Origin of the sequence: Streptomyces griseoruber (genome assembly GCF_001514205.1) — a bacterium.
GTDB lineage: Bacteria > Actinomycetota > Actinomycetes > Streptomycetales > Streptomycetaceae > Streptomyces > Streptomyces griseoruber.
Genome location: NZ_KQ948779.1, coordinates 168,825 through 195,019, shown reverse-complemented (window position 1 = coordinate 195,019; position 26,195 = coordinate 168,825). Strand labels below are relative to the sequence as shown.

Genomic DNA, 26,195 nt, shown 5'->3' with positions numbered 1-26,195 from the left:
TCGTGGGAGGTGCGTGTGCCAGGCTTCACGCATCTGCACACCGTCTCCGGGTTCTCCCTGCGCCACGGGGCCTCGCACCCGGAGCGCCTGGCCGAGCGCGCCGCCGAACGGGGCATGGACGCCCTCGCCCTCACCGACCGCGACACCCTGGCCGGCACGGTCCGCTTCGCCAAGGCCTGCGCGAAGGCGGGCGTGCGCCCGCTGTTCGGCGTGGACCTGGCGGTCACCGGGCCCGTACGGCAGGACAGTGACGTACGACGGGAAAGGCGCCGCACCCCCGTACGCGGCGGTGCCTTCATCGACGAGTCGACCCCCCGCGTCACCTTCCTCGCCCGCGACGGCGCCCGGGGCTGGGCCGATCTGTGCCGGATCGTCACCGCCGCCCACACCGACGGGGACGTCCCGGTGCTGCCCTGGACCGGCAACCACGGCGACGGCCTGACCGTCCTGCTCGGCCCCGCCTCCGACGTCGGCCGCGCCCTGGCCGCCGGACGCCCGGACCGCGCCGCGAAGCTCCTCGCCCCCTGGCGCGAGGTGTACGGCGACGCCCTGCGTCTGGAGGCCGTCTGGCACGGCCGCGAGGGCACCGGACCCGGCTCCCTGCGGCTGGCCGCCCGCACCGTCGGCTTCGCCGCCGAACAGCGGATCCGCCCGGTCCTCAGCAACGCCGTCCGCTACGCCGATGCCGGCCAGGGCCCGGTCGCCGACATCCTGGACGCCGCCCGCCGGCTCGTCCCCGTCGACCCGGCCAAGGAACTCGACTCGGGCGAGGCCTGGCTGAAGGGCGCGGACGCCATGGCCGCGGCGGCCGGGCGGATCGTGGAGGCCGCGGGCTTCCGGCGGGACACCGCCCACCGGCTCCTCGAACAGACCCGGGCCACGGCCGCCGCGTGCCTGGTGGACCCCGAGGACGACCTCGGCATGGGCACCGTCCACTTCCCCGAACCGCACCTCGTCGGCGCGGGCCGCCGCACCGCCCAGCGGGCGCTGGCCTCCCGGGCGGCGGCGGGCATGGTGCGGTACGGCTACGCCGGCCGGCGCGCCTACTGGGAACGGATGCACCACGAGCTGGACATCATCGCCCACCACGGCTTCGCCTCGTACTTCCTCACCGTCGCCCAGGTCGTCGACGACGTACGGCACATGGGCGTCCGGGTCGCGGCGCGCGGCTCCGGCGCGGGCTCCCTCGTCAACCACCTCCTCGGCATCGCGCACGCCGACCCGGTCGAGCACGGGCTGCTGATGGAGCGGTTCCTGTCGAAGGAACGGGTCGTGCTGCCCGACATCGACATCGACGTGGAGTCCGCGCGCCGGCTCGAGGTCTACCGGGCGATCATCGGCCGGTTCGGTGCCGAACGGGTCGCGACGGTCGCGATGCCGGAGACCTACCGGGTCCGGCACGCCGTCCGGGACGTCGGCGCCGCGCTGTCCATGGACCCCGCCGACATCGACCGGATCGCCAAGTCCTTCCCGCACATCCGGGCCCGCGACGCCCGGGCCGCCCTGGCGGAACTGCCCGAACTCAAGGCGCTGGCACAGGAGTTCCAGCGGGAGGGGGAGCGGTACGGCAGGCTCTGGGAGCTGGTCGAGGCGCTCGACGCCCTGCCGCGCGGCATCGCCATGCACCCGTGCGGGGTGCTCCTCTCCGACGCCTCCCTGCTCTCCCGTACGCCGGTCGTGCCGACCAGTGGCGAGGGGTTCCCCATGGCCCAGTTCGACAAGGACGACGTGGAGGACCTCGGGCTGCTCAAACTGGACGTGCTGGGGGTGCGGATGCAGTCGGCGATGGCGCACGCGGTGGCCGAGGTGGAGCGGGCGACGGGGGAGCGGATCGACCTGGACGCGGTGGCGCCGGGGGATCCGTCGACGTACCGGCTCATCCGCTCGGCCGAGACGCTGGGCTGCTTCCAGATCGAGTCGCCGGGCCAGCGCGACCTGGTGGGGCGGCTCCAGCCGGCCACCTTCCACGACCTGGTCGTCGACATCTCCCTCTTCCGTCCCGGGCCGGTCGCCGCCGACATGGTGCGGCCGTTCATCGAGGCGCGGCACGGACGGGCGCCGGTCCGTTACCCGCACCCCGATCTGGAGGAGCCGCTGAAGGGGACGTACGGGGTCGTCGTCTTCCACGAGCAGATCATCGACATCGTCGCGATCATGACCCGCTGCGGGCGCGGCGAGGCGGACCGGGTGCGGCGTGGGCTGTCCGACCCGGAGTCGCAGGGGCGGATCAAGGTGTGGTTCGCCCAGCACGCGACGGCGAACGGCTATGACGCGGAAACGATTCGGCGGACCTGGGAGATCGTCGAGGCCTTCGGTTCGTACGGCTTCTGCAAGGCGCACGCGGTCGCCTTCGCCGTCCCGACGTACCAGTCGGCGTGGTTGAAGGCGCACCACCCGGCCGCCTTCTACGCCGGGCTGCTCACCCACGACCCCGGGATGTATCCGAAGCGGCTGCTGCTGGCGGACGCGCGGCGGCGCGGGGTGCCGGTCCTGCCGTTGGACGTGAACCGGTCGGGGGTCACCCATCGTATCGAACTGGTGTCTGAATCACCTGGTTCGCGCGGGCGCTGGGGGCTGCGGCTGGCCCTCTCCGACGTGCACGGCATCAGCGAGGCCGAGGCGGCACGGATCGCGGAGGGACAGCCGTACGCCTCCCTCCTCGACTTCTGGGAACGGGCCCGCCCGAGCCGCCCGCTCGCCGGGCGGCTGGCACAGGTCGGCGCGTTGGACGAGTTCGGCGCCAACCGGCGTGATCTGCAACTGCACCTGACCGAACTGCACCGGGGGGCCCGGGGCGCGGGCGGCGGTCAACTCCCCTTGGCGGGCGGGCGGAAGACGGCCTCCGCCGGGCTGCCGGACCTGTCCTCCACCGAGCGGCTCAGCGCCGAGCTGGGTGTGCTGTCCATGGACGCCTCACGCCATCTGATGGACGACCACCGGGCCTTCCTCGACGAGCTGGGCGTGGTCCCGGCGCGGCGGCTGCGGGAGGCACGGCACGGGGAGACCGTGCTGGTCGCGGGCGCCAAGGCGGCCACCCAGACGCCGCCGATCCGGTCCGGGAAGCGGGTCATCTTCACCACCCTGGACGACGGCACGGGCCTGGTCGACCTCGCCTTCTTCGACGACTCCCACGACGCCTGCGCGCACACCGTCTTCCACTCCTGGCTGCTGCTGGTGCGCGGAGTGGTGCAGCGGCGCGGACCGCGCAGCCTGAGCGTGGTGGGCTCCGCCGCCTGGAACCTCGCCGAACTGGTCGAACTGCGCGCCGAGGGCGGACTGGACGAGGTCGCGGCCCGGCTCGCGGAGCCGGGGGCGGGGGCGGGAGAGGCGGAGGAGTCGGAGGAGGCGGAGGAGTCGGCCGGGTCCGGCGATTCGACGGGGGGCAGGCGAATCCATCTGCCCACCGGATACGAACTCCATCCGTGGGCCGATCTGCGGCCCGCGGGACAAGAGGCCTCTCAAGGGCCTTCGACAGTACGGAAGTTGTGGCACCAGAGTCCGGGGAGTGCGGGATGACCATCCTCTGCGTACGTTTCCAGCCGCCTGTGCGGCACGAGGCCGAGGCGGCCCTGCCGGGGCTGCTCGGGCTGCTCGAGGAGTTCACGCCGGTCGTCGAGGCGCTGCCGCCGGACGGGGCGCTGGCCGATCTGCGGGGCGCCGAACGGTACTTCGGGCGCAGCGCGGTGGAACTGGCCTCGGTGATCCGGGTCCGCGCCCTCGCGTTGTACGGCGTCGACTGCGTCATCGGAGCCGGTCCCGGCCCGATGCTGGCCCGGATGGCGCTGCGGGACGCCCGGCCGGGGCTGACCCGTACGGTCCCGGAAGGCGCGGACCAGGTGCGGGAGTTCCTCGCCGGGAAGCCGGTCGCCGCGCTGCCCGGCGTCGGTACGGCCACTGCCCGCACCCTGGGCGAGTACGGCCTCGACACCCTCGGCCGGGTCGCCGCCGCGCCCCTGTCCACCCTTCAGCGTCTGGTCGGCGCGAAGGCGGGCCGCGAGCTGCGGGAGAAGGCGAGCGGGATCGACCGGGGCCGGGTCGTCCCGAACGCCGTCTCTCGTTCGCTGGCCGCCGAACGCCCCTTCGACCGCGACGAGTTGGACCCCGACCGGCATCGCCGGGCCCTGCTGTCCGCCGCCGGGGAGCTGGGCGCCCGGCTGCGTGCCCTGGAGAAGGTCTGCCGCACCCTGACGCTCACCGTGCGTTACGCCGACCGCTCCTCCACCACCCGCAGCCGCACCCTGGGCGAGCCGACCGCGCACTCGGCGGCCCTGACGAGGACGGCGTACTCCCTGTACGAGGCGCTCGGGCTGCAGCGCGCCCGGGTCCGGGCGGTGGTCCTGCGCGCGGAGGCCCTCGGCCCCGCCGACCAGGCCTCCTACCAGCTCACCTTCGACCCCCTCGACGAGAAGGTCCGCCGGGTCGAGGAGGTCGCCGACCGGGTGCGGGCCAGGTTCGGGCCGGGGGCGGTGATCCCGGGGGCGCTGGCGGCGTGAATCTCCGGGGCCGGCGCATGAGGTGGCACAGGGTGCCCGGATGACGTGGAGGCGGCCGACCTGGCGGATCGCTCGGAGCTGACCGGTCCGGCCCGCCTGGAGCGGATGCCGGACTCGGGCTCTGGGGAGGGTGAAGTGCGGTTGCTGGGTGATCAGTTGCGGCGCATCGCCCCCTACGGCCCCATCAGGCGCGCCTGGTGACGGGTTGTCGGTGGCCCCGGCCGCCGCTTCCTGTCACTGGAAGTTTTTACTGACGCGTAACTTCACACTTCAGCTACTCGTTCGTAACTTGATGAGTGAACAGCATCCTGGTGATCCGGATCACAGGGCGTAAGGCCATCGCACCTCCCTTGAGCCGCAAGGAGATCACCCGATGCTGCCCTGGAAGCGCCTGCTCAGACCCCTCACCGCACTACTGCTGGCAGCCGCGGCCGCCACGGCCCCCGCCTCCGCCGCCCACGCCTCCTCCGCCGCCACGACCTCGTCGAGCGGCTGGAACGACTACAGCTGCAAGCCCTCCGCCGCCCACCCCCGCCCCGTCGTCCTGGTCCACGGCACCCTCGGGAACTCGATCGACAACTGGCTGTCTCTCGCCCCCTACCTCGAGGACCGGGGCTACTGCGTCTACTCCCTCGACTACGGCCAACTGCCGGGCGTCCCGTTCTTCCACGGCCTCGGCCCCATCGACAAGTCGGCCGAACAGCTCTCCGCCTTCGTCGACAAGGTGCTCTCCGCGACCGGCGCCGCCAAGGCCGACCTCGTCGGCCACTCCCAGGGCGGCATGATGCCCCGCTACTACCTGAAGTTCCTCGGCGGAGCGGCCAAGGTGAACGCCCTCGTCGGCCTCGCCCCCGACAACCACGGCGCCACCCTCAGCGGCCTCACCAACCTGCTGCCCTACTTCCCGGGCGCCGAGGACCTCGTCTCCGCCGCCACCCCCGGCCTCGCCGACCAGATCCCCGGCTCGGCCTTCCTCACCAAGCTCAACGCCGGCGGCGACACCGTCCCCGGGGTCCACTACACGGTCGTCGCCACCAAGTACGACGAGGTGGCGACCCCCTGGCGCAGCCAGTACCTCAGCGGATCGGACGTGAACAACGTCCTGCTGCAGGACCTGTGCCCGCTCGACCTCTCCGAGCACGTGGCGATCGGCCTGTTCGACCGGATCGCCTTCCACGAGGTGGCCAACGCACTCGACCCGGCCCGCGCCACCCCCACCACCTGCGCGTCCGCGCTGAGCTGACCAGGAGGTCCCCCGCCGGGGCCTGTCCGGCCTGAGCCGCCGGTCAGGCCCCGGAGTCTTCGATCGGCCGGGTCGGCTCAGCGGCCGCCCCGGCCGGTGTCGTCGTCCGCGGCCACGGGGGCCGCCGGGGCCGCGGACGACGAGCCCGTGGGGGGTTCCGTCGAGGAGCCGGCCGTGGGGTCGGTGGCCCTCGCCACCGGGTCCTGGTGTGGGGCCGTCACACGGCGTGCGGGCATGAAGGAACTCCTCGGAACCGGTGTCGATGGGTGCCGGAACCAAGAAACCGTAGAAAACGCCTGCTGAGCGAGGCCTGGAGCGATCTTTAGGGCTGCCTTAAGGGAGCGCTGAGCCGCAGCTCAGGTAGCTACCGTGTGCCGTATGACGAGCGAGGAGATCCGGCCCGCCACGGCGGCCGACGTGACGGCCGTGAAGGCGGTCACCGACGCGGCGTACACGCCCTACATCGAGCGCATCGGCGTCGTACCGCTGCCCATGCGGGCGGACCACGCGGCGGAGGTGGCCGCGGGGAAGGTGTTCGTGACCGGGGACCCCGTCGTGGGCCTGGTGGTCGTCGAGGCGTTCCCCGACCATCTGTTCCTCGACAGCATCGCCGTCCGCCCCGACGCCCACGGCAGGGGCGTCGGGCGGCGGCTGCTGCACTTCGTGGACGCCCGCGCGCGGGCGCTCGGCCTGCCCGAGGTCAGGCTCTACACGAACGCGCTGATGTGGGAGAACCAGAAGATCTACCCGAAGTACGGCTACGAGCTGGTGGGACGGCGCGTCGACGGCGGTTACGACCGTCTCCACTACCGCAAGCGGCTCGGCTGACCGGGCCGCGGGGCTGTCTCACCCGTCCGGCCACCAGGTGCGCGCGATGTCCTTTCGCACCTCGGGGCGCCCGGCGGGGCGCTCGTCCGCCTCGTCCCGGATCCGGCGGGAGTCCGTCTTCCTCAGGGGCTTCTGCAGGGTGGTGCGGCGCATGGCTGCCTCCTTCAGAGCTACCTGTTTCCGTGATCCCACGGAGGTAGACCCTTTCCGGGAGGGTTCCTCATCGAACCTCGCTCTGTCAGTGGCGGGTGTCACGATTCGAGTGTCAGTGGTGGGTGTCACTCTGGGGCACACCGGATGGAAGGTGACGAAATGACTTCGGCGCGTGTCGACTGGGACGCGGAGGCGGCGAGCTTCGACGAGGAACCGGATCACGGACTGCGCGACCCCGGGGTCCGGGCCGCCTGGGCGGACCGGCTGCTCGGCTGGCTCCCGGAGCGCGCCTGTGACGTCCTCGACCTCGGCTGCGGCACCGGGAGCCTCTCGCTCCTCGCCGCCGAACAGGGACACCGGGTCACCGGGGTCGATCTGTCCGCGCCGATGATCGAGCGGGCCCGCGCCAAACTCGCCGGGCGTGACGCGGTGTTTCTCCTCGGTGACGCGGCGGCGCCCCCGGTCGGCGAACAGCGCTTCGACACCGTGCTCGTCCGGCATGTGCTGTGGGCCCTGCCCGACCCGGCCCGTGTCCTGCGGCACTGGCGGAGCCTGCTGCGGCCCCAAGGGCGCCTCGTCCTGGTGGAGGGCGTCTGGGGGACGGTCGCCCCGGTCGGCATACCGGCGGACCGCCTCACCACCCTCCTCGCCCCGCTCGCCGCGCACACCCGCCTGGAGCGGCTCTCGGACGACCCGCGCCTGTGGGGCGGACCGGTGGAGGACGAGCGGTACGCGGTGGTGGCGACGGTCTGACGACCGTCCGCCGAGGGGCCGGCGTCCCTCGGCGCCCCGCCCCCGACCTCCGGCCCCCGTCCTCTCAGTCCCTCAGTCCCTCAGTCCCTCGGTCCCTCAGCGTCGCGAAGAAGCCGCCCTCGCGGGCCAGCGCCTCCAGTTCGTCGAGGGCGGCCACGGCGGCCGCCGCCGCCTCGGGGTCGGTCCGGGCCAGGCCGCTCTGCGCGAACTCGTCCTCGTCCAGCCGCCGTACGTCCGTGCCGTCGGCGGAGCGCCACAGGTCCAGGTCGAGATCCTCCACGACCAGCTCGCCCCGCTCCTCCCCGGAGAACACGGCGGGGCGGGTGACATCGCAGTACCAGCCCTTCAGGGCACCCGACGCGGCCCGCACCTCCTTCACCGCGTACCACCGGTCCCGCCAGTAGTACTCGGTGAAGACATCACCCGCCTCGAACCGTACGAAGCCGAAGTCCCGCACACCGTCACCGGCCCAGGGGGCGCGTACGGCGATGCGCGTGCCGTCGTCCGACAGCAGCTCCGCCGCGTAACGGATCTTCGTGCGGCCGCCCTTGACCAGGACGACCTCCACCGGGCGGGCCGGGTCAGCCGACTGCGCGGACATACCGCACCTCCGTCGCGCGGATCTCGTATCCGAACCACTGGTTGATCGCCAGCATCGGCCCGTTGTCCGAGTCGTTGCCGGTGTACGCCTCCGTGTACCCCGCGGCGCGGGCGCGGTGCAGGGAGTGGTTCTTGACGAGCTTGGCCAGGCCGCGGCCGCGGTGGTCACGGACGGTGCCGGTCATGCCCGTGCCGTAGCGGCCGGCGCCGTTGGTGTGGGCCACGCTGAAGGCGACGGGGTGTCCGTCCGCCACGGCGACCGAGGTCAGCTCCAGGTCGAGGTGGGGATATCTCCAGGTCTCCGCGACCCAGGCCTCGTAGTCCGTGAACTCGACGTCGATGTCGCCCGGTTCGTCGGCCGCGACGGCCGCGTCGAGGGCGAACAGCGGACGGGGGTCGTCCGCGAAGTCGGCGGCCGTGCGCAGTTCGATCCCCGGCGGAGGGTCCTGGAGCGGCGGCAGCGCGGTGTGCGCCAGATCCAGCCGCAGGAAGTGCGCGGAGCGGCTCGGCCGGTAGCCGTGGCGCTCGGCGAAGGCCCGGTTGCCGGGCTCGTCCACGACCCAGGCGAACAGGTTCGTCGCCCCGTGCGCCGCCAGATGCTCCTCGGCGGTGCGCACCAGCAGTGCGCCCGCGCCCCGGCCGGTGCGCGCCGGGTCCACGTACACATTGAGGAAGCCCTGGCCGGGCACCGGGCTCTCGTGGGCGAGGCCCACCTGGGCGGTGCCGATGATCTCGCCGTCCTCCTCGGCGACCAGCTTGCGGGCGTGGGCGCGGGGGTGGGAGAGGGAGATGGCGTGACGCAGGGACTCCGGGCTGAAGAACACATAGGGCAGCGCGGCGTGCCGGACCCGGATGAAGCCCTCGATCTCGGCAGGTGCGTCGGGGCGCAGATCGCGCACGATGACGGTCATGTGAGCGCACGCTACGGGCGGGCCAAGTGCTCGTGCCTCCCATTTTCGGCTGGGTGGGGGACAATCGGGCCGTGACCTTGAAGATCCACATCGATGAGAGCGCCGCGCCGTACGAGCAGGTGCGGGCACAGATCGCCGAGCAGGCCCGGTCCGGAGCGCTCCCGGTGGGGTACCGGCTGCCCACGGTGCGGGGGCTCGCCGAGTCGCTGGGGCTGGCGGCGAACACCGTGGCCAAGGCGTACCGGGCGCTGGAGACGGACGGGGTGATCGAGACCCGGGGGCGCAACGGGACCTTCGTGGCCGCGGCGGGCTCGGCGGCGGAGCGCGAGGCCGCGCTCGCCGGGCAGGCCTATGCCGAGCGGGTGGTGCGGCTGGGGCTGAGCGAGGAGCAGGCGACGGCGGCGGTACGGGACGCCCTGCGGGCGGCCTATCAGGGGTGACGGGCGGGTCACCGTGAGCGGGTGGCCAGTGCCCGCGGGGTGCGGGTCACCGGCAGGCCCGCTCGCTGGGCCGTTCTGCCGAACAGGGCCGCGTCGCCCACCGCGGCACCGCCCGGGTCGTTGTTGAAGTAGGCGTACACGTCGTCGCGGTCGGACCAGGTCGTCGCGATGCGGTCGATCCAGGTCTCCAGGGCGTGCTGGCCGTAGCGGGGCCAGGGGCTGGCGCGGCCCTCGTGGAAGCGGACATAGCCCCACTCGGCGGTCCGCCACAGCGGGGTGGCCGGGCGGGACTCCACGTCGGCCCAGCACAGGGCCGCGCCCCGGGCCCGCAGGACCTCGCGGACCGGCGGGATCCACCAGGACGGGTGGCGCGGCTCGACCGCCACCCGGGTGCCGGCGGGGAAGCGGGACAGACAGGTGTCCAGCAGCTCGGGATCGGCGCGCAGGGTCGGCGGGAGCTGGAGCAGCACGGGACCCAGCCGGGCGCCCAGGCCGGCCGCGTGGTCCATCAGGCGGTGCACCGGCTCCGCCGGGTCGCGCAGCCGCTTGATGTGGGTCAGATAGCGGCTCGCCTTGACCGCGACCACGAAGTCCGGCGGGACGCGCTCGGCCCAGGACGCGAAGGTGTCCCGGGACGGCAGCCGGTAGAAGGCGTTGTTGATCTCGACGGTGGCGAAATGCTCGGCGTACTCCTCGAGCCACCGCCGCACGGGCACCTCGACCGGGTACAGGACCTCACGCCAGTCCTTGTACTGCCAGCCGGACGTGCCGACGTACAGGGTCATACCTCCATCAAAGCACCCTTACAGGTAAAGCCCCGCGTCCGAGCGCCCCCTCGGCTCCGGCAGTGCGGTCGGGGACGTGCCCCGCCGCAGCGCGTACAGCTCCGCCAGGGTCGCCCCCTCGCGGCCGATGCCCTCCTCGGTGCCCAGCCAGCCGACCGCCTCCGGGCGGGTCAGCGGGCCGACCTCGATCCGGGCGAGGCAGCGGCCCGGGCGAACCACGGCCGGGTGGAGGCGTTCCAGGTCCTCGTTGGTGGTGACGCCCACCAGCACGTTGCGGCCCTGGCCGAGCAGGCCGTCGGTGAGGTTGAGCAGCCGGGAGAGGGCCTGGCCGGCCGTGTGCTTGGCCTCGCCGCGGATCAGTTCGTCGCAGTCCTCCAGCAGGAGCAGGCGCCAGCGGCCCTTGCCCGCCGCGTCCTCCTCGCCGATCGCGATGTCCATCAGATAGCCCACGTCGGAGAAGAGCCGCTCGGGGTCCAGGACGCAGTCCACCTGGCACCAGTCCCGCCAGGACCGGGCCAGCGTGCGCAGCGCCGAGGTCTTGCCGGTGCCGGGCGGGCCGTGCAGCAGGAGCAGCCGGCCGGCGATGTCCTCCGGGGTGGTCGCCATCAGCCGGTCCATGGCCTCGGCGACGGGGGCCGTGTAGTTGGGGCGGATCTCCTCCCAGGTGCCGGCGGAGATCTGGCGGGTGGTGCGGTGCGGGCCGCGCCGCGGGGAGACGTACCAGAAGCCCATCGTCACGTTCTCCGGCTGGGGTTCGGGCTCGTCCGCCGCGCCGTCCGTCGCCTCGTCCAGCACCTTCGAGGCGAGTTCGGCGCTGGTCGCGGTGACCGTGACGTCGGCGCCGCGGTTCCAGCGGGAGACCAGCAGCGTCCAGCCGTCGCCCTCGGCGAGGGTCGCGCTGCGGTCGTCGTCGCGGGCCACGCGCAGCACGCGGGCCTGCGGCGGCAGCAGTGTCGCGCCGGAGCGTACGCGGTCGATGTTCATCGCGTGCGAGTACGGCTGCTCGCCCGTCGCGAAGCGGCCGAGGAACAGCGCGTCGACGACGTCGGACGGGGAGTCGGAGTCGTCGACGGTGAGCCGGATCGGCAGAGCCTCGTGTGGGTGCGCAGACATGCCCGCCATGATCCGGCACGAGGCCGCCCCGTGCACCCGGTTTCCGAGGTGCGCGGGGTGTGTCGCCGATATCCGGAAGTCCGGGAATGCGCCGTGTCGTCGCGCGGGGTCCCCGGAGGCGGTGGGGTGCTCGCGGGGACCGGCCTTGCGGAGTGCGCTCGGTGAGAAGGGAGTTGAGGGGCTGACGACAAACCTGTCATGGGCACGTAATGAAGGCATGGGGGGCGCGCGGGGAAAGCGCGGCGAGCGCCCGAAAAGTCTTGGCATGGACACTTCCCGTCAACATGCGCTGTTGCTACGAACGTTGTGGCAGAGATCCTGCTAAAGGGAGGTTCCATGAGACGTTCCCGACTTGTCGTATTCCTGAGCTCACTCCTCCTCGCCACCGCCGCCGCCCTCACCGGGGCGACCGCCGCGCACGCGTCCCAACTCGCCGCCAGCGGCGGCTATGTGGCGCTCGGCGACTCCTACTCCTCCGGAGTCGGAGCGGGCAGCTACATCAGCTCCAGCGGCAGCTGCAAGCGCAGCACCAAGGCGTATCCGTACCTCTGGAACGCCGCCCACTCACCCTCCTCGTTCACGTTCGCCGCGTGCTCGGGCGCCCGAACGGATGAAGTTCTGGCGAGTCAGCTCGGCGGGCTGAACTCCTCCACCGGCCTCGTCTCGATCAGCGTCGGCGGCAACGACGCCGGCTTCGCCGACGTCATGACGACCTGCGTCACCAGCTCCGACAGCACCTGCGTCAGCCGCATCAACACGGCCCGGGCGTACGTCGACTCGACGCTCCCCGGCAAGCTCGACACCGTCTACTCGGCCATCAGCTCCAAGGCGCCCAACGCCGAGGTCGTCGTCCTCGGCTACCCCCGCTTCTACAAGCTCGGCACGGTCTGCCTCGGACTGTCCGAGACCAAGCGCTCCGCCATCAACAACGCGGCCGACTACCTCGACGCCGCCGTCGCCCGCCGCGCCGCCGCGCACGGCTTCACCTTCGGCGACGTCCGCACCGCGTTCAGCGGCCACGAGATCTGCTCCGGCAGCTCCTGGCTGCACAGCCTCAACCTGCTCAACATCGGCGAGTCCTACCACCCGACCGCCTCCGGTCAGTCGGGTGGCTACCTGCCGGTGCTCACCAGCGCGGCCTGATGCATCACTCGCCGCTCGGCGAGGACGAGGGGGAGGCCCCGCCCGTCGGGGTCTCCGTCTCGCAGGTGACCGAGAACGGCACGTACGCGGAGGTCGCCTTCACCGGATCGCTCACCTCGACCCGGATCGCGTTCTCGTACGTCCCGTTCTCCGCGTACGTCGACAGCACCACCTTGTCCTGCTTCGACTTCCCGCCGCCCGACGGGAACTCGAGCGTCTTCCAGGTCTGGCCGGACAGCTCGCCGTCCTTCGCCACCCAGCGGTAGGTCACCGTGGCCGGCAGCCGCCCGACCGTGATCGTGGCCGTGAAGGCCGGCGCGGAGTCGTTCGGCGGCGGACAGGAGCCGCGGTAGTCCGTGTTCGCGCCGGTGACGGAGACCGAGACGGTCTGCTGCGGCGCGGCGGACGAGGCACGGTGACTCGGACTCGGCGAATCGCTCGGCGTCTCGCTGCTCTTCTGCGGGGACGGCGTCGAACTCAGCCCCTGCGTCTGGCTGCTGGTGGCCGCTCCGGAACCGCCCTGGTCGTCGTCGCCCCGGTTCAGCAGTCCGTATGTCAGCCCGGCGACCGCCAGCGCCAGCACCACCACCCCGACGACGAACACCGTCCGGTTGCGCCCGCGTTCCTCCCGGCCGGCACCGGTGTCCGCCCACGACGGGGCGGGCGGCGGCGCCTCCTGGCGGAAGGGCTCCACCGGGGTCGGCGGCGTCGCGACGGTCGGCGCGTAGGGCGCGTACGGCGCGGAGCGGAGCGTGCCCGGGCGCGGGCTGCCGCCCGCCGCGACGAGCCGCAGATCCTGCTCGGCCTGCTCGGCCGGCAGCCTCTCCGCCGGGTCCTTGCGCAGTAGCCCCTCGATCACCGGCGCCAGGGGACCGGCCCGCCGCGGCGGCGGCAGCTCCTCGTCGACGATCGCGCGCAGGGTGCTCAGCGGGGTGTCGTGGCGGAACGGCGAGTTCCCCTCGACCGCCGCGTACAGCAGCACGCCCAGCGACCACAGATCCGATTCCGGCCCCGGCGTACGCCCCAGCGCGCGCTCCGGCGCGAGGAACTCGGGGGAGCCGATGACCTCACCGGTCATGGTCAGCGCGGAAGTGCCCTCGACGGTCGCGATGCCGAAGTCGGTGAGCACCACCCGGCCGTCGTTCGACATCAGCACATTGGCCGGTTTCACATCGCGGTGCAGCACCCCGGCCTCGTGCGCGGCCCGCAGCGCGGCCAGCACCTCCGCGCCGATGTGCGCCGCGCGCGCCGGATCCAGCGGACCCTCGGCGTCCAGCAGTTCGGCGAGCGAGATCCCGCGCACGATCTCCATGACGATCCACGGACGCCCGTCCTGAAGGGCCACGTCGTACACCGTGACGACGTTCCGGTTGGCGACCCGGGCCGCGGCCCAGGCCTCCCGCTCCAGCCGGGCGTACATCCGCTCGACGTCCGAGGCCGCCAGCCCCGCCGGGGCGCGCACCTCCTTGACCGCGACCTCGCGGCCCAGCACCTCGTCGCGGGCCCGCCACACCGTCCCCATGCCGCCCTCGCCGAGCGGGGTCAGCAGACGGTAGCGGCCCGCGATCAGACGGTCACTGCCCGGTTCTTCGGACACGGCGTCCCCCATTCGCACATCGCATCCGGGCGAAATCCTCCGCAACCCCACAAACGTAGCTCAGCCGAGTACGGATGCGGCCCCCTTGAGCACCAGTCCGGCCCCGAGCGCCACGACGAGCAGCGCGGACCAGACGGGCAGATTGCGGCGGGCCAGCGTCAGGACCGGGTGGGTCGTCCAGCGCGGCTGCCGGTCCAGGAGACGGGTCGCCCCGGCCCCCAGCCTGACCACGGCGAACCCGGCGGCCGTCAGCGTCAGCGCGAGGCCGACGCCGTACGCGACGACGAGCAGCAGACCGAACCAGGCGTGCCCCAGCGCCGCCGCGCCGACCAGCACCACCACGGCGGAGGGGCTGGGGACCATGCCCCCGGCGAAGCCGAGCAGGATCGTGCCGCGGAGGGTGGGGGCGACTTCGTGGGTGTGGGTGTGGCCGCCGTGCGTGTGCGTGTGGCCACCGTGCGCATGGCTGTGCCCGTGCTCGTGCTCGTGCCCGTGCTCGTGCCCGTGCTCGTGCTCGTGCCCGTGCTCGTGCCCGTGCTCGTGGTCGTGCGCGTGTTCGGGGTGGTGGTCGTGCTCGTGTCCGTGCTCGTGACCGTGGTCGTGGTGCGCGGGGGCCTTCTTCGTGAGGCTGTGCGCGCGGGCGGCCGGGGCGCCGGCGAGGACGAGCTCACGGCTGGGGGTGGGGGAGTGGTCGTGCGGATGCCCGTGGTCGTGCCCGTGGTCGTGCGCGTGGCCGCCGTCGGGGCCGTGGCTGTGGGTGTGGCCGCCGTGGCTGTGTCCGTGCCCGTGCCCGGGTCCCCGGTTGCGCCAGGCCCGGCGGGCGAGGGTGACGCCCGCGCAGAGCACCAGGGCACCGCTCGCCAGACCCAGCCAGGCGATCACCGAGGGGGCCGCCGCCGAGCCGGCGGTGACGAGCAGGCCGAGGGCGACCACGCCGAGGGTGTGGGTGATGGTGACCGACGCGGCCAGCGGCAGGACGTCCTTCATCCGGGCCTTGCCGCCGCGGGCGGCCGCGGTCGCGGCCATGATGGTCTTGCCGTGGCCCGGGGCGACCGCGTGCATCGCGCCGAGGACGACGGCGATCACCAGCGCCAGCGCGGCGAAGCCGAGGGTGAGGTCCTGGCGGGCGACGAGGTCGTCCAGCGCCCGGGTCCAGCGGTCGGCGCCCCGGGGGAGGACGGACGCGGCGGGCGCGTCCCGGTCGTCGTCCTCGGCGAGCGCCGCGCCGCCCGGACGTACCGTCAGCGCCGCGGTCGCGGTGTCGGCGGGCGAGGAGAGCAGCTCCTTGGGGTACGTGGTCAGCTCGTCCGACACCGACTTCTCCGGCACGTCGGACTCGGTGAGCGTCATGCGGTCCCCGCGCGCGGTGATCTCGCGCCAGCCGGGGCCGGTGGAGGCGCCCTCGCTGTGGAAGGAGAGGGAGAACGTCCGCTTCTCGGGCAGCTCCGCGGTCAGCCGGCACTCCACCCGGAGGGTGTTCAGTCCGGCCTGGCCCGGCCGCAGCACCGCTTTGCTGCGGCCGGCCGTGAGGGGGACGGCCTCGCCGTCGACGGTGAGCCTGCTGCCGCTCGCGGCGCTCTCGCACCGCTGCCGGGCCCACTCGGTGGTGCCGAGCCGCTTCAGATCGGGCTTGGCCTGGGTCGCCGGGATCTCGGCGAGGTCCTCGACATGGTCGACGCGCAGGTGTCCCGGCGCGGCGACGAGACCGTCGTAGCGGTTGACGGTGAAGTTGCCGAGGGGGTGTGCGCTCGCGCTGGTGGAAGGAGCCAGCGCGAGCGCGACGCCGGCCGTGAACACGGCCGCGCAGGAGGCGAACAGACGACGGGTCTTCACTTGTCCGCCTCCAGCGTCTTGAGCGCCGTACGGGCCTCACGGGCGCCCAGCGGGGAGAAGCCGGGGTTCAGCTTCAGCGCGGCGGCGAGGTGGGTACGGGCGTCGTCGGGGTGACCGGTGGCCTTCTCGATCACCCCGCGGTGGTAGAGGAAGCTCGCGTTGCGGTAGCCGGTGGCCGTGGCCTGCCGGGCGTAGGTGAGGGCCTCGGCGTCCTTGCCGTTGACGTGCAGGGCCCAGGCGAGGGCGTCCGCCGTGTGCACGGTGTGCCGACGGGACCAGTCGTCGCGGGCCGCGCGCAGGGCGGTCGCCCGGTCCCCGTGGTCGGCGGCGGCGAGCGCGGTGTCGAGGTCGACGTTGACGCCGTTGGCGCGGGCGATCGCCGTCCAGGCGTCGACGAGGGCGTACTGGTTCTGCGCCTTCTCCTCGTCCCCCCGCGCGCCCCGGGCCTCGTACAGCTCGCCGAGGGCGACGAGCGGGCCGGGCAGCGGGTAACGGGCGACGACGGTCTCCAGCCCCTTGATCGCCTCGGCCCGCTGTCCGGTCGCGGCCTGGGCACGGGCCCTGCCCTCCAGCGCCGGGAGGTAGGTGTCGTCGGCGGCGAGGGCGCGGGCGTAGTAGGTGAGGGCCTCCTCGTAACGGCCCTGGTTCCAGGCGAGCTGGCCGAGCTGGGCGGCCACGTAGGAGATGTCGCCGGGGGTGGTGGACGCGGAGAGCGCCCGGTCCAGGACGCGGCGGGCGGTGGTGACGTCGCCGCGCAGCTCGTGGACGTACGCGTAGCGGGTGAACACCGGCACGCCGGGCCGCCGTTGGTCCGCGAGGTTCGCCGCCCGCTCGGCGTCGTCGTAGCGGCCGAGTTCCACGAGGGCGTCGATACGGGAGCACAGGGCGCGTTCGCTGTAGGGGTTCTGCTTCAGTGCCTTGTCCGCGTACTTCAGCGCGCCCGCGAAGTCATGGCGGGCGGCGGCCAGCGCGGCCCGGCCGGCCAGCGCCGCGTCGTTGTCCTTCTTCAGGGACAGCGAGCGCTTCAGGGCCTGTTCGGCCTGGGGGTAGCGGGAGGGGTCGCCCTTGGTGCGCGCCTGTTCGACGTAGGCGAGTCCGAGGGTGGCCCAGCTGCCGAAGTCCTTGGGCTGGGCGCGCAGATGGGTCTGGAGCGCGGCGATGGCGGTGTCCAGGTCGCCGCTCGCGAGGAGACCGGGGGACACGGCGGCGGCGGTGGCCACGTGGGGCGCCCGGCCGTCCCGCACGGCGCCGATCGCGATCGCCCCCGCCGTCAGTCCCACCGCCATCATGGCCGCACAGGCGCCGAGCTGGACCCGCCGCCAGCGACGACCGGCGTCGCCGACCCGTCGTACGGCGGCCACCCGCTCGTCGACCACGTCGGCACCGGAGCCGGAGCCGGCGCCTCGGTCGGAGGTGACCTCGGCGGCGGTGTCGCCGCTGTCGGAGATGACCTCGGTGGCGGTGTCGGCCCCGTCCGCCCCGTTCTCCCGCAGGTCCGGGTCCGCCACGGCGGCGTCCTCGGACATGGGTCCGGATTCCGGCCGCTCGTGCTCCGGTTCGCCGTCGTTCGTACGCGGGGACATGCCCTCTCCTAGGTCGCCTGGGGTGGATCGGCCTGCGGTGTGGGGGAGGTGGGGGTGGGGTGGCGCGGCCCGCGCCGTGGGGGATGAGTACGCGGGCCGCGCCAGTTCGTGGGGGGAGTGAGGCGGGCCGGGGAGCGCAGGATTCTCCCCGGCCCACCGGGTGATGGGTCCGGCCGGTGCCTCAGTGGCGGCGGTACGACGGACGCTGCATCCGGCGCCACCACATCAGGGCACCGCCGATGAGGAGGATGCCCGCGGCGCCGGCGCCCGCGGACGCGGCGATCAGCGGGGTGTTCTCCGAGGTGGTGGTGAGGCCGTCGCCGAGGGCGCTCTTGGTGTCGGCGGCGCTCTTCGCGGTCTTGCCGCGCGAACCGGCGGTCGGCAGGGCGATGTACGGGAAGTAGTTCTCGAACTTCTTGTCGTTCTTGTCGACCGCGTCACCGAGGTCGTTCTTGGAACCGACCAGCTCACCCTCGACGACCTGGAGCGAGGCGTCGATCACGTCGTCGGTGAGGCGGCGTCCGTTCGGGAAGCCCGCGTTGTCGCCGTCGAGCACGCCGAGCCGCTTGGGGCTCTTCGCCGGCTTGATGGAGGTGTTGAGGCGCAGTTCCTCGGACGGCGTCACGTACGGCGGCTGGTTGAGCCCCTTGACGCCCTTGAGGAACACGTCGACCAGGTCGTTGCGCGGCTCGGCCGGCGCCTTGATCTTGAAGATCGCCTCGATGAGCTTCGGCAGCTCGGGGTTGGTGACGTTCTTCAGGAACTGGCCGTCGTCCTTGGGCTTGGACGCGTTGAACTTGTCCTTGTCCTTGATCGGGTTGACGACCTCGTTGACCAGCGGGCTGCCGAGGCGCGAGACCTGCTCGTAGTAGCCCTGCGCGTTCTCGCGCTGGATCGTCGACCACATGCCGACGATCGGCTGGTTCTTCGACTCGGTGATCAGGTCGTTCGGCACCTGGAGGGCGATGGTGTTGACGTTGTAGCCCTTGAGGGTGTCCCGGCCGACCTCGGAGAGGTCACCGCCGTACAGCAGGTCGAACACGCGCAGGTCGGCGAAGAACGGGTCGTCGGCCTGGCCGGCGAACGTCTTGGCGCCGTTGGACAGCTTGTAGATCGCCTGGTCGCGCAGCTTGGAGTACTTCGGCATCGAGGCCTTGCCCACGTTGGACGGCGCCACCGGCACATCGTCCGCGAGCTTGGTCTCGTGCTCGACCCTGCCGTCCTTCTCCTTGATCAGGGTCAGGTCGTAGGTCTGGGTGACGTTCAGGTCGGGGTCGTACAGGCTGTCGACCACACCGGTGTTGTAGAGGAAGGACTTCCGGTTCTTCACGTTCGTCTTGAACGTGTAGCGGAAGACCAGGTCCTCCTTCGCGTCGCCGTTGCTGTCGATGCGGATGTCGTACTGCGCGTCCTCGGCGAACTGGTAGAAGTTCGGGCCGCCACCGGGCTCCTCGAACGGGATCACGTTCGCGATGATCGTCGTCGTGTCGGGGTGGTCCGGGCTGACGAACGCGTAGAAGTCGGTGTTGTCGTACTGAGGGGTCCCCGAGATGAGGGGAGCCTCACGGTGGCTGGAGGCGTTCGCCGTTCCGGGGGCCAGAACGGCGACGCCGGCGGCGGTGAGCCCCCCGGCGGCGAGCGCCCCACAAATGAGAGTCGCGACGCCCTTGCGCCCCGAGCCGCTGTTGGAGATAGCTGCAGTCATGCCGTCCTGCCGTCCGTCCTCTGTGCCAACTTGCCTGACGGACAGTGATACGGACCGGACGGCCGATCGGATTGGTCGAAAACAAAAAACTTTTTTTCGTTGCTCGACCCGCGTTTCGGCGGCTCGGATCCGTACCCCATACGGAGGTGTGTCCGTTGCGAATGCCTGGTGTGACGGGACGGCCCGGGTGCGGCCGCGGAGAGGGGGACCGGATGGAGGCGGACGAGCTGCTGGTGCTCGTCGCTGGCGGGGACCACCGGGCATTCGAGCAGTTGTACGGACTGGTGTCCGGGCCGGTGTTCGGACTCGTGCGCCGGGTCGTGCGCGACCCCGCCCAGTCCGAGGAGGTCGCCCAGGAGGTGCTCCTGGAGGCCTGGCGCTCCGCCGCCCGCTACGACCCCGGCCGGGGCAGCGCCCTGTCCTGGATCCTCACGCTCGCCCACCGGCGCGCCGTCGACCGGGTGCGCAGCGCCCGCGCCGCCTCCGACCGCGAGCAGCGCGAGGGCCGGCGCTACCACGACCCGGCCTTCGACCAGGTGGCGGAGGAGGTCGAGGCGGGCCTGGAGCGCCAGTTGGTGCGCCGCTGCCTGGACCGGCTGACCAATCTCCAGCGGCAGTCCGTCACCCTCGCCTACTACGACGGCTATACGTACCGTGAGGTCGCCGAGCGGCTGAAGCTGCCGCTGGGCACCGTGAAGACCCGGATGCGCGACGGACTCACGCGGCTGAGGGACTGTCTGGGAGGCGCCGCGTGAGTGTGTTCGGAAAACTGTTCGGCCGGGGTGACCTGCACTCGCTGGCCGCGCCCTACGCCCTGGACGCCCTGGAGCCGGACGAGCGCCGCCGTTTCGAGAAGCATCTCGACACGTGCGACCGCTGCGCCGCCGAGGTGCGGGCGCTGGCCGAGGACGCCGTCCGGCTCGCCTGGTCCCAGTCGGCGCCGCCGCCGGCCGCGATGCGCGACCGGGTGCTGGCCGCCGTACGCGCCACCCCGCAGGAGCCGGGGCGTACGCCGGTGCGGGCGTACGAGCCCCAACTGCCCCCACACGTCTGGGGTACGCGGCCGGCGCCGGGACGCTCCCGTGCGCCCCGCGCGCGCCGACCGGTGTTCGTGCCGTTCGCCACGGCCACCGCCGCCGCGGCGCTCGTCGTCGCCTCGCTCTTCGGCGTCCAGGCGAACCGCACCCAGGACCAGCTGAACGCGGAGCGCGCCCAGGCGCGTGAGATCGCCCACGTTCTCGCAGCTCCGGACGCCAGGGCGAACACGGGTACGGACGCCAAGGGCCGCAGTATCGGAGTAATCGCTTCCGCATCCGAGGGTGAGGCGATCATCACCTTGAGCGGATACGGGGAGCCGGCCGGCGGGCGGGTGCATCAGCTCTGGCTCATGCGCCCCGACGTGCAACCGCGCTCCCTGGGGCTCTTCGACGGCGACACGCCCTTGGTGGCGACCGGTCTCGACAAGACCTCGACATCACTCGCTGTGACCGTGGAGCCCGACGGGGGCTCAGCTCAGCCCACCAGTCAGCCGATTGTCCAACTCACCCTGAAATCGGTTGGATTCGGAGAGTGATCGGACAGGAGTCGTCAACCCCCTTACGGGGAAGGTGATTCCTGTGAGCTCTTTACACGCGTGCCCGGACGGGGCGATAGGGTTACCCTGCCCGGGCCGGGTGGACTCGTACGGGTGGGGAGTGACATGGAACAGATAACGATGCGCAGCAGGGCGAGGGTCCCTGCGATCACCTGCGGGAGCAGCGCGACCAAGGCGCGGCTCGACCGCCATCTCGCGGTGCTGGCGGGTCCCGCCATACCGCAACGGGAGACGGTCGAGGCGACCTCGCTCATGCTCGAACTGACCGCACGCGAACCCGCTCACGCACGCAACAGGACGGCCCGCGTCTCGCTGTTCGCGCCCCTGCGACGGCTGCGCCGCTCCCTGTTCGGCGGACACAAGCACTGAGCCCCGCGCTCAGCGGGCCACACCGTCCCGGCGCAGCGCTGCGATCTCCTCGTCCGTCATCCCCGCGGCACGCAGCAGCGTTTCGGTGTGTTCCCCGAGCGCGGGCACGTCCCCCATCCCCGCCTCCGACCCGCCCGGCAGTGTGATCGGAGGCGGCACCACCCGCGACGGCCCCACCGGCGAACCCACTTCCCGTCACCGCTGCGCGCCGTCGGCCGCGGCGGCCGCGCTCCCGGTTCACGGGCCTGTCATGCGCCGGGATGGCCGTGGCGCCGTACGGCGAGCGGCGCGAACACCGCGATCAGCACCGCGCACCAGGCCAGCGAACCGGCGACCGGATGCGCCACCGGCCAGGCGGCGCCCTCGGGCACGGGCGCGTTGCCGAACAGGTCCCGCAGGGCCGTGGTCACCGCGCTGAGCGGGTTCCACTCGGCGAGGGTGCGCAGCCAGCCCGGCAGGTTGTCCGTGGGGATGTAGGCGTTGGACAGCAGCGGCAGCATGAACGTGGCGCTGCCGAGCTGACCGGCCGCCTCCTCGCTGCGCGAGAGAAGCCCGAGGAAGATCCCGGCCCAGGTGCACGCGAACCGGAACAGCAGCAGCAGGCCCACCGCGCCGGCGGCCCCCGCCGCCGACCCGTCCACGCGCCAGCCGACGGCCAGCCCCACCAGCAGGAACGGCACCGTCCCCGCCGCCGTGACCAGCACATCGGCCGCCGCCTGCCCCAATGGCACCGCCGCCCGGCTGATCGGCAGGGTGCGCAGCCGGTCCGTCACACCCCGGTGGACGTCCTGCGCCGCCTGGAACATCCCGGTCATGATCCCGTTGGCGGCGATCGCCACCAGCAGGCCCGGCACCAGGAAGGAGCGGTACTCGGCGCCCGGCATCGCCAGCGCGCTGCCGAAGACGTACCCGAAGAACAGCAGCATCGTGATCGGCATGGTCTGGGTCAGGATCACGAGCGCCGGGTTGTTGCGCACCCGCAGGAGCTGCCGGCCCAGCATGGCCGTGCCGTCGTACGCCAGTGCGCTCATGCCGCCATCTCCTTGCCGTCGCGGTCGCCGGGGTCGCCGTGGCCGTTGTGGTCGCCGTGGCGGTTGTGGTCGTCGCTGTCGTGCCGCTCGCCGGTCAGGCGCAGGAACACGTCGTCGAGGGTGGGCGGTTTCAGGCTCGCGTCGAGCAACGGCACCCCCGCCGTGTCGAGTTCGCGGACCAGCCGGGGAAGGGTGAGCGTGCTGTCGCGGGTGACCGCGCCGACGGAGCCCCGGTCGTGGTCGAAGGACGGTTCGGCGCCGGTGAGCCGGTCGAGCACGGCGGCGGCCTGCGCCAGCGCACCCCGGTCGGCGACGACCACCTCGGCGTAGGAGCCGATGAGCGCCTTCAGATGGGCGGGGGAGCCGGTCTCGGCCACCCGGCCCCGCTCCATCAGGGCGATGTCGTCGGCGAGCCGGTCCGCCTCCTCCAGGTACTGGGTGGTCAGCAGGACCGTGGTGCCGTCCTGCTTCAGCTCGCGCACGGCGTCCCAGATGTCGTTGCGGGAGGCCGGGTCGAGACCCGTGGTCGGCTCGTCCAGGAACAGCACCTCCGGACGGCGGATCAGGCTCGCGGCGAGGTCGAGCCGGCGGCGCATCCCGCCGGAGTAGGTCGAGGCGGCGCGGTCGGCGGCCTCGGCGAGGCCGAAGCGGGCGAGGAGGTCGTCGGCGCGCCCGGCCGGGCCGCGCACCCGGTGCAGCCGGGCGAAGAGGCGGAGGTTCTGGCGGCCGGTGAGGTCACCGTCCACCGACGCGTACTGACCCGTGACGCCGATCGCCCGGCGCACGGCCGCCGCCTCCCGGACCAGGTCGCGGCCGGCGACCCTGGCCGACCCCGCGTCCGGGCGCAGCAGCGTGGTCAGCAGCCGTACCGCGGTCGTCTTGCCCGCCCCGTTCGGCCCGAGGATCCCGCAGACCGTGCCCTGCGGTACGGCCAGGTCCAGGCCGCGCAGGGCCCGCACCTCGCCGAACCGCTTCTCCAGGCCTTCACTAAGTACACCGTACGTAGTTGTCATGGGGTGACCATAGCGCACTACGTACGCTGTACGTAACTACGATGGTGGGCGAGGTGATGACCGATGGCGGGCCGAGCGGCCGTACCCGAAGTGATCTGGGCCCGTCCGGAGCGGACGGGCCGGGGGCCGAGGCCCGCGTACACCCGTGCCGACATCGCCGCGGCGGCGGTGCGGATCGCCGACGAGGGCGGGCTCGACGCGGTCTCCATGCGGCACGTCGCCGCCGCGCTGGGCTGCGGGACCATGTCGCTGTACAACTACGTCCCCCGCAAGGAGGACCTGTACGAGCTGATGGTGGACGCGGTCAGCGGCGAGCACGAGGAGTGGGAGCCGAGCGGGGACTGGCGGGCGGACATGCGCAGGGTCGCCCGCGACACGCGCGCGCTCATGCACCGGCATCCCTGGCTGCCGAGGCTGATGTCCCCCGTGTACGGGTTCAGCCCGCACGCGCTGCGGTATCTGGAGCACTGCCTGGCCTGTCTGGATCCGCTGGAGACGACGTACGGCGTGAAGATGCAGCTCGTCGCCATGATCAACGGCGTTGTGACCATGTACGTCGTCAATGAGCTGGCCACCGCCGAGCGGGCCCGGTCGTTGCCGTGGTCGGAGGAGCAGGAGAACGCGGTGCGGATCGGCTACCTGGGGAGTCAGGTGGCGAGTGGGGCGTATCCGCGGATGGCCGCGGCGTTCACGGAGGATCCGGGGCCGATCGATCTCGAGGCGGTCTTCGGGTTCGCGGTGGAGAGGGTGCTGGACGCGTTCGCGCCACGGGGGTGAGGAGGCGTTGCGCGGGGGCGGGCGCGTCGTGGTCGTTCGCGCGGTTCCCCGTGTCCCGTGAAGGTCTGCTTCGCCCGCTGTGTGCTGACAAGTCGGGCAGGGAAGGCTCCACCCCGCACGGAGTTGAGGGGGTGGGCGCTTGGAGGCCCTGGCGCCGGAGGATCCCGCGCAGATCGGTCGGTACCGGCTCCTCGCGCGGCTCGGCGCGGGCGGCATGGGGCGGGTCTATCTCGCCCGGTCGGAGACGGACGAGCAGGTCGCGCTCAAGGTCATCCAGCCCGAACTGGCCAGGGATCCGGCCTTTCGCAGGCGGTTCGCCCGCGAGGTCGAGGCGTCCCGGTGTGTCGCCGGGCCCTTCACCGCGGGCGTCGTCGACGCGGATCCCGAGGGCAGTCCGCCCTGGCTGGCCACCGCGTACATCCCCGGGCCCTCGCTGACGGAGGCGGTGCGCGGCGGCGGGCCGTTCGGCGAGCGGGCGGTGTGCGAGCTGGGGCTCGGGCTGGTGCAGGCGCTCGGCGCCATCCACGCGGCCGGTGTGGTCCACCGCGATCTCAAGCCGGGCAACGTCCTGCTGGCGTCCGACGGGCCGCGCGTCATCGACTTCGGCATCTCGAAGGTGAGCGACGCCAGCGCGCTGACCCACACCGGCACCACCATGGGCTCCCCGGGGTACATGGCACCGGAGCAGATCCGCGGCGAGCGCACCGGGGCCGCCACCGACGTCTTCGCGCTCGGGGCCGTCCTCGTCTTCGCGTCCACCGGCACCGGGCCCTTCGGCGAGGCCTCTCCCGACGTGTTGCTGTACCGCATCGTCCACGAGGAGCCGTATCTGGAAGCGGTCCCGGACCGGCTGCTCGGCATCGCGGCCGCCTGTCTGGCCAAGGACGCGGCACGGCGTCCCGGCCTCGGCGAGGTCACGGCCGCCCTCGGGGCGACGCCCCCGGTCCGCACCGGCGATCCACGGCACCTCCTGGTCCGGGGCACGGGGACGGGCCGCCGGCACCCGGACGCCGTCGGGGCGTCCGCCCGGCACGGCCTTCCCCCGCCGCCGACCACGGCCCCAGGTCCCGGGCCCGGTCCCGGTCCCGGCCCGGACCCCGGCCCTCCGGACCCCGGCCCTCCGTCCCCCGGCCCTCCGTCCCCCGACCCCACCCGTCGTCGCCTCCTCCTCGCCGCCGCCGGGGTCACCGCCGCCGCCGGCCTCGGGTTCACCGGCTGGAAGCTGCTCGACGACGGGCCCCCGGCGAGGGCGGGCACGCGGTTGTGGCGTTTCCCGGTCACCGGTGTGCTCGTCAACCACCCGAGTGTCGCCGGGGACCTGGTCTACGCGGCGAGCAACGACGGCACGCTGTACGCCGTCGACGTGGCGTCCGGGGCGCGCAGATGGTCGTACACGACCGGTGCGGCGCTGGGCTCGGCGCCCCGGCTGCTCGGCGGGGTGGCCTATCTCGGCAGTGACGACGGCAGGCTGTACGCGCTCGACGCCCGCTCGGGCCGGCGGCGCTGGGCGTTCCGCACGGGCGGGATCGTGCACTCGCCCGTGGTCAGCGGCGGGGTGGCCTACATCGGCAGCTCGGACGGCCACCTCTACGCCGTCGACGTCTCGGACGGGAGCCGGCGGTGGCGGTTCAGGACCGGCCATGACACCCACTCGCCCACGGTCGCCGGCGACACCGTCTACGTGGGGTGCAGCGACACCTGCCTGTACGCCGTCGACGCTGCCACCGGCGAGCTGCGCTGGAGGTTCACCACCGCGGGCGCCGTCTCGTGGTTCCCGGTGGTGACGGGCGGGCTCGTGTACTTCGGGAGCACCGACCGGAACCTGTACGCCGTCCGGGTCGCGGGCGGGAAGGAGGCCTGGCGGGCGAAAGGGGTCTCCGCCCAGGCCGGACCGCTCGTGGCGCGCGGGACCGTCTACTGCGGGAGCGGGCGGGAACTGCGCGCCTGGGACGCCCGGACCGGCGAGAGGCGCTGGTCGCTCGCCACGGACGGGGACGTCGGCGCGCCCGCCGTCGCCGACGGGGTCGTGTACGTCGGCAGCAGCGACCAGCGGCTGTACGCGGTCGACGCCGGCAGCGGTGAGCGGCGCTGGACGTTCACGGCCGGTGCGGAGGTGGGGCCGCCCACCGCCACCGCCGACGCCGTGTACTTCGGGGGCGCGGACAGCCGGCTCTACGCCGTGCGCACCTGACGTTGCCCCGCACGCTCCACCCGCGCTCCCGCGCGCCCCC

General features: G+C 72.9%; 24 protein-coding genes and 1 pseudogene. 12 read left to right on the top strand and 13 right to left on the bottom strand.

The features are described from left to right. Positions 1-15 precede the first annotated feature (15 nt). From AQJ64_RS34995 to AQJ64_RS34985, 3 genes are all read left to right on the top strand, one after another. Entirely contained in the window at positions 16-3,516 is a 3,501-nt protein-coding gene (locus tag AQJ64_RS34995) for a DNA polymerase III subunit alpha (protein WP_055634932.1), read from the top strand. Next, the gene (locus AQJ64_RS34990) at positions 3,513-4,493 is read left to right on the top strand and encodes a DNA polymerase Y family protein (protein WP_055634916.1); all 981 of its coding nucleotides are present in this window, start codon (positions 3,513-3,515) and stop codon (positions 4,491-4,493) included. Before AQJ64_RS34995 ends, AQJ64_RS34990 begins: the two co-directional genes overlap by 4 nt. A 373-nt stretch (positions 4,494-4,866) precedes the next feature. Then, on the top strand, positions 4,867-5,736 hold the full coding sequence (locus AQJ64_RS34985; protein ID WP_059203291.1) for an esterase/lipase family protein: 870 nt from the start codon (positions 4,867-4,869) through the stop codon (positions 5,734-5,736). A gap of 77 nt (positions 5,737-5,813) precedes the next feature. Here AQJ64_RS34985 and AQJ64_RS49275 read toward each other — a convergent pair whose 3' ends face one another. Further along, on the bottom strand, positions 5,814-5,972 hold the full coding sequence (locus AQJ64_RS49275) for a hypothetical protein (protein WP_159060325.1): 159 nt from the start codon (positions 5,970-5,972) through the stop codon (positions 5,814-5,816). A 142-nt stretch (positions 5,973-6,114) separates the two neighbouring features. On the opposite strand from AQJ64_RS49275, the gene AQJ64_RS34980 reads away from it, so the two are divergent. Next, positions 6,115-6,564, top strand: coding sequence for a GNAT family N-acetyltransferase (locus AQJ64_RS34980; protein WP_055636796.1), 450 nt, complete (start codon positions 6,115-6,117; stop codon positions 6,562-6,564). 18 nt (positions 6,565-6,582) lie between these two features. On the opposite strand, the gene AQJ64_RS51855 is transcribed toward AQJ64_RS34980, so the two are convergent. Then, positions 6,583-6,717 carry a hypothetical protein gene (locus AQJ64_RS51855; RefSeq protein WP_099054067.1) on the bottom strand — a complete coding sequence of 45 codons (135 nt, stop codon included), beginning with the start codon at positions 6,715-6,717 and terminating at the stop codon, positions 6,583-6,585. A 159-nt stretch (positions 6,718-6,876) separates the two neighbouring features. On the opposite strand from AQJ64_RS51855, the gene AQJ64_RS34975 reads away from it, so the two are divergent. Then, positions 6,877-7,470 carry a class I SAM-dependent methyltransferase gene (locus AQJ64_RS34975; protein WP_079062126.1) on the top strand — a complete coding sequence of 198 codons (594 nt, stop codon included), beginning with the start codon at positions 6,877-6,879 and terminating at the stop codon, positions 7,468-7,470. 64 nt (positions 7,471-7,534) lie between these two features. On the opposite strand, the gene AQJ64_RS34970 is transcribed toward AQJ64_RS34975, so the two are convergent. Both AQJ64_RS34970 and AQJ64_RS34965 read right to left on the bottom strand, forming a co-directional pair. Beyond that, a complete protein-coding gene (locus tag AQJ64_RS34970) occupies positions 7,535-8,071 on the bottom strand; it encodes a ribonuclease FAU-1 family protein (RefSeq protein ID WP_055636794.1) in 537 nt (178 codons plus the stop codon). Beyond that, positions 8,052-8,981, bottom strand: a complete 930-nt coding sequence (locus AQJ64_RS34965) for a GNAT family N-acetyltransferase (protein WP_055636793.1) — start codon at positions 8,979-8,981, stop codon at positions 8,052-8,054. The genes AQJ64_RS34970 and AQJ64_RS34965 overlap by 20 nt, the downstream gene beginning before the upstream one ends. 71 nt (positions 8,982-9,052) lie before the next feature. On the opposite strand from AQJ64_RS34965, the gene AQJ64_RS34960 reads away from it, so the two are divergent. Next, the gene (locus tag AQJ64_RS34960; RefSeq protein WP_055636792.1) at positions 9,053-9,421 is read left to right on the top strand and encodes a GntR family transcriptional regulator; all 369 of its coding nucleotides are present in this window, start codon (positions 9,053-9,055) and stop codon (positions 9,419-9,421) included. An 8-nt stretch (positions 9,422-9,429) separates the two neighbouring features. Here the strand turns inward: AQJ64_RS34960 and AQJ64_RS34955 are convergent, their stop codons facing one another. Then, complete coding sequence (locus tag AQJ64_RS34955; RefSeq protein WP_055636791.1) at positions 9,430-10,206, bottom strand: DUF72 domain-containing protein; 777 nt, start codon at positions 10,204-10,206, stop codon at positions 9,430-9,432. Between the two features lie 18 nt (positions 10,207-10,224). Further along, the gene (locus AQJ64_RS34950; protein ID WP_055636798.1) at positions 10,225-11,319 is read right to left on the bottom strand and encodes a DUF5925 domain-containing protein; all 1,095 of its coding nucleotides are present in this window, start codon (positions 11,317-11,319) and stop codon (positions 10,225-10,227) included. Positions 11,320-11,655: 336 nt separating this feature from the next. Here AQJ64_RS34950 and AQJ64_RS34945 point away from each other — a divergent pair, with 336 nt between their 5' ends. After that, the gene (locus AQJ64_RS34945) at positions 11,656-12,462 is read left to right on the top strand and encodes an SGNH/GDSL hydrolase family protein (protein ID WP_055636790.1); all 807 of its coding nucleotides are present in this window, start codon (positions 11,656-11,658) and stop codon (positions 12,460-12,462) included. Between the two features lie 4 nt (positions 12,463-12,466). Here the strand turns inward: AQJ64_RS34945 and AQJ64_RS34940 are convergent, their stop codons facing one another. From AQJ64_RS34940 to AQJ64_RS34925, 4 genes are all read right to left on the bottom strand, one after another. Next, complete coding sequence (locus AQJ64_RS34940; protein WP_055636797.1) at positions 12,467-14,059, bottom strand: serine/threonine-protein kinase; 1,593 nt, start codon at positions 14,057-14,059, stop codon at positions 12,467-12,469. Positions 14,060-14,119: 60 nt separating this feature from the next. Continuing rightward, positions 14,120-15,892, bottom strand: a complete 1,773-nt coding sequence (locus AQJ64_RS34935; protein WP_059203290.1) for a HoxN/HupN/NixA family nickel/cobalt transporter — start codon at positions 15,890-15,892, stop codon at positions 14,120-14,122. Then, the gene (locus AQJ64_RS34930) at positions 15,889-17,475 is read right to left on the bottom strand and encodes a tetratricopeptide repeat protein (RefSeq protein ID WP_079062125.1); all 1,587 of its coding nucleotides are present in this window, start codon (positions 17,473-17,475) and stop codon (positions 15,889-15,891) included. The genes AQJ64_RS34935 and AQJ64_RS34930 overlap by 4 nt, the downstream gene beginning before the upstream one ends. A 181-nt stretch (positions 17,476-17,656) precedes the next feature. Continuing rightward, positions 17,657-19,180: a DUF4331 domain-containing protein gene (locus AQJ64_RS34925; RefSeq protein ID WP_059203289.1), complete on the bottom strand. Its 1,524-nt coding sequence runs from the start codon at positions 19,178-19,180 to the stop codon at positions 17,657-17,659. A 212-nt stretch (positions 19,181-19,392) separates the two neighbouring features. On the opposite strand from AQJ64_RS34925, the gene AQJ64_RS34920 reads away from it, so the two are divergent. The 3 genes from AQJ64_RS34920 to AQJ64_RS34910 all read left to right on the top strand — a co-directional run bounded on the left by AQJ64_RS34920 (position 19,393) and on the right by AQJ64_RS34910 (position 21,143). Further along, positions 19,393-19,935, top strand: coding sequence for a sigma-70 family RNA polymerase sigma factor (locus AQJ64_RS34920; protein WP_055631884.1), 543 nt, complete (start codon positions 19,393-19,395; stop codon positions 19,933-19,935). Further along, positions 19,932-20,753, top strand: a complete 822-nt coding sequence (locus tag AQJ64_RS34915) for an anti-sigma factor (RefSeq protein ID WP_055631885.1) — start codon at positions 19,932-19,934, stop codon at positions 20,751-20,753. The genes AQJ64_RS34920 and AQJ64_RS34915 overlap by 4 nt, the downstream gene beginning before the upstream one ends. Before the next feature lie 126 nt (positions 20,754-20,879). Beyond that, positions 20,880-21,143 (top strand): hypothetical protein, encoded by a 264-nt coding sequence (locus AQJ64_RS34910; protein WP_079062124.1) that lies wholly within the window; start codon positions 20,880-20,882, stop codon positions 21,141-21,143. A gap of 9 nt (positions 21,144-21,152) precedes the next feature. On the opposite strand, the pseudogene AQJ64_RS46860 reads toward AQJ64_RS34910, so the two are convergent. From AQJ64_RS46860 to AQJ64_RS34900, 3 genes and pseudogenes are all read right to left on the bottom strand, one after another. Further along, a pseudogene (locus AQJ64_RS46860) lies at positions 21,153-21,338 on the bottom strand (CoA transferase); the annotation flags it as partial. 53 nt (positions 21,339-21,391) lie between these two features. Next, complete coding sequence (locus tag AQJ64_RS34905) at positions 21,392-22,174, bottom strand: ABC transporter permease (RefSeq protein WP_055631887.1); 783 nt, start codon at positions 22,172-22,174, stop codon at positions 21,392-21,394. Continuing rightward, entirely contained in the window at positions 22,171-23,187 is a 1,017-nt protein-coding gene (locus AQJ64_RS34900) for an ATP-binding cassette domain-containing protein (protein ID WP_055631888.1), read from the bottom strand. Before AQJ64_RS34900 ends, AQJ64_RS34905 begins: the two co-directional genes overlap by 4 nt. Positions 23,188-23,250: 63 nt before the next feature. On the opposite strand from AQJ64_RS34900, the gene AQJ64_RS34895 reads away from it, so the two are divergent. Both AQJ64_RS34895 and AQJ64_RS34890 read left to right on the top strand, forming a co-directional pair. Further along, on the top strand, positions 23,251-23,964 hold the full coding sequence (locus AQJ64_RS34895; RefSeq protein ID WP_055631889.1) for a TetR/AcrR family transcriptional regulator: 714 nt from the start codon (positions 23,251-23,253) through the stop codon (positions 23,962-23,964). A 139-nt stretch (positions 23,965-24,103) separates the two neighbouring features. Further along, positions 24,104-26,155 (top strand): outer membrane protein assembly factor BamB family protein, encoded by a 2,052-nt coding sequence (locus AQJ64_RS34890; RefSeq protein ID WP_059203288.1) that lies wholly within the window; start codon positions 24,104-24,106, stop codon positions 26,153-26,155. The last annotated feature ends 40 nt before the right edge of the window (positions 26,156-26,195 follow it).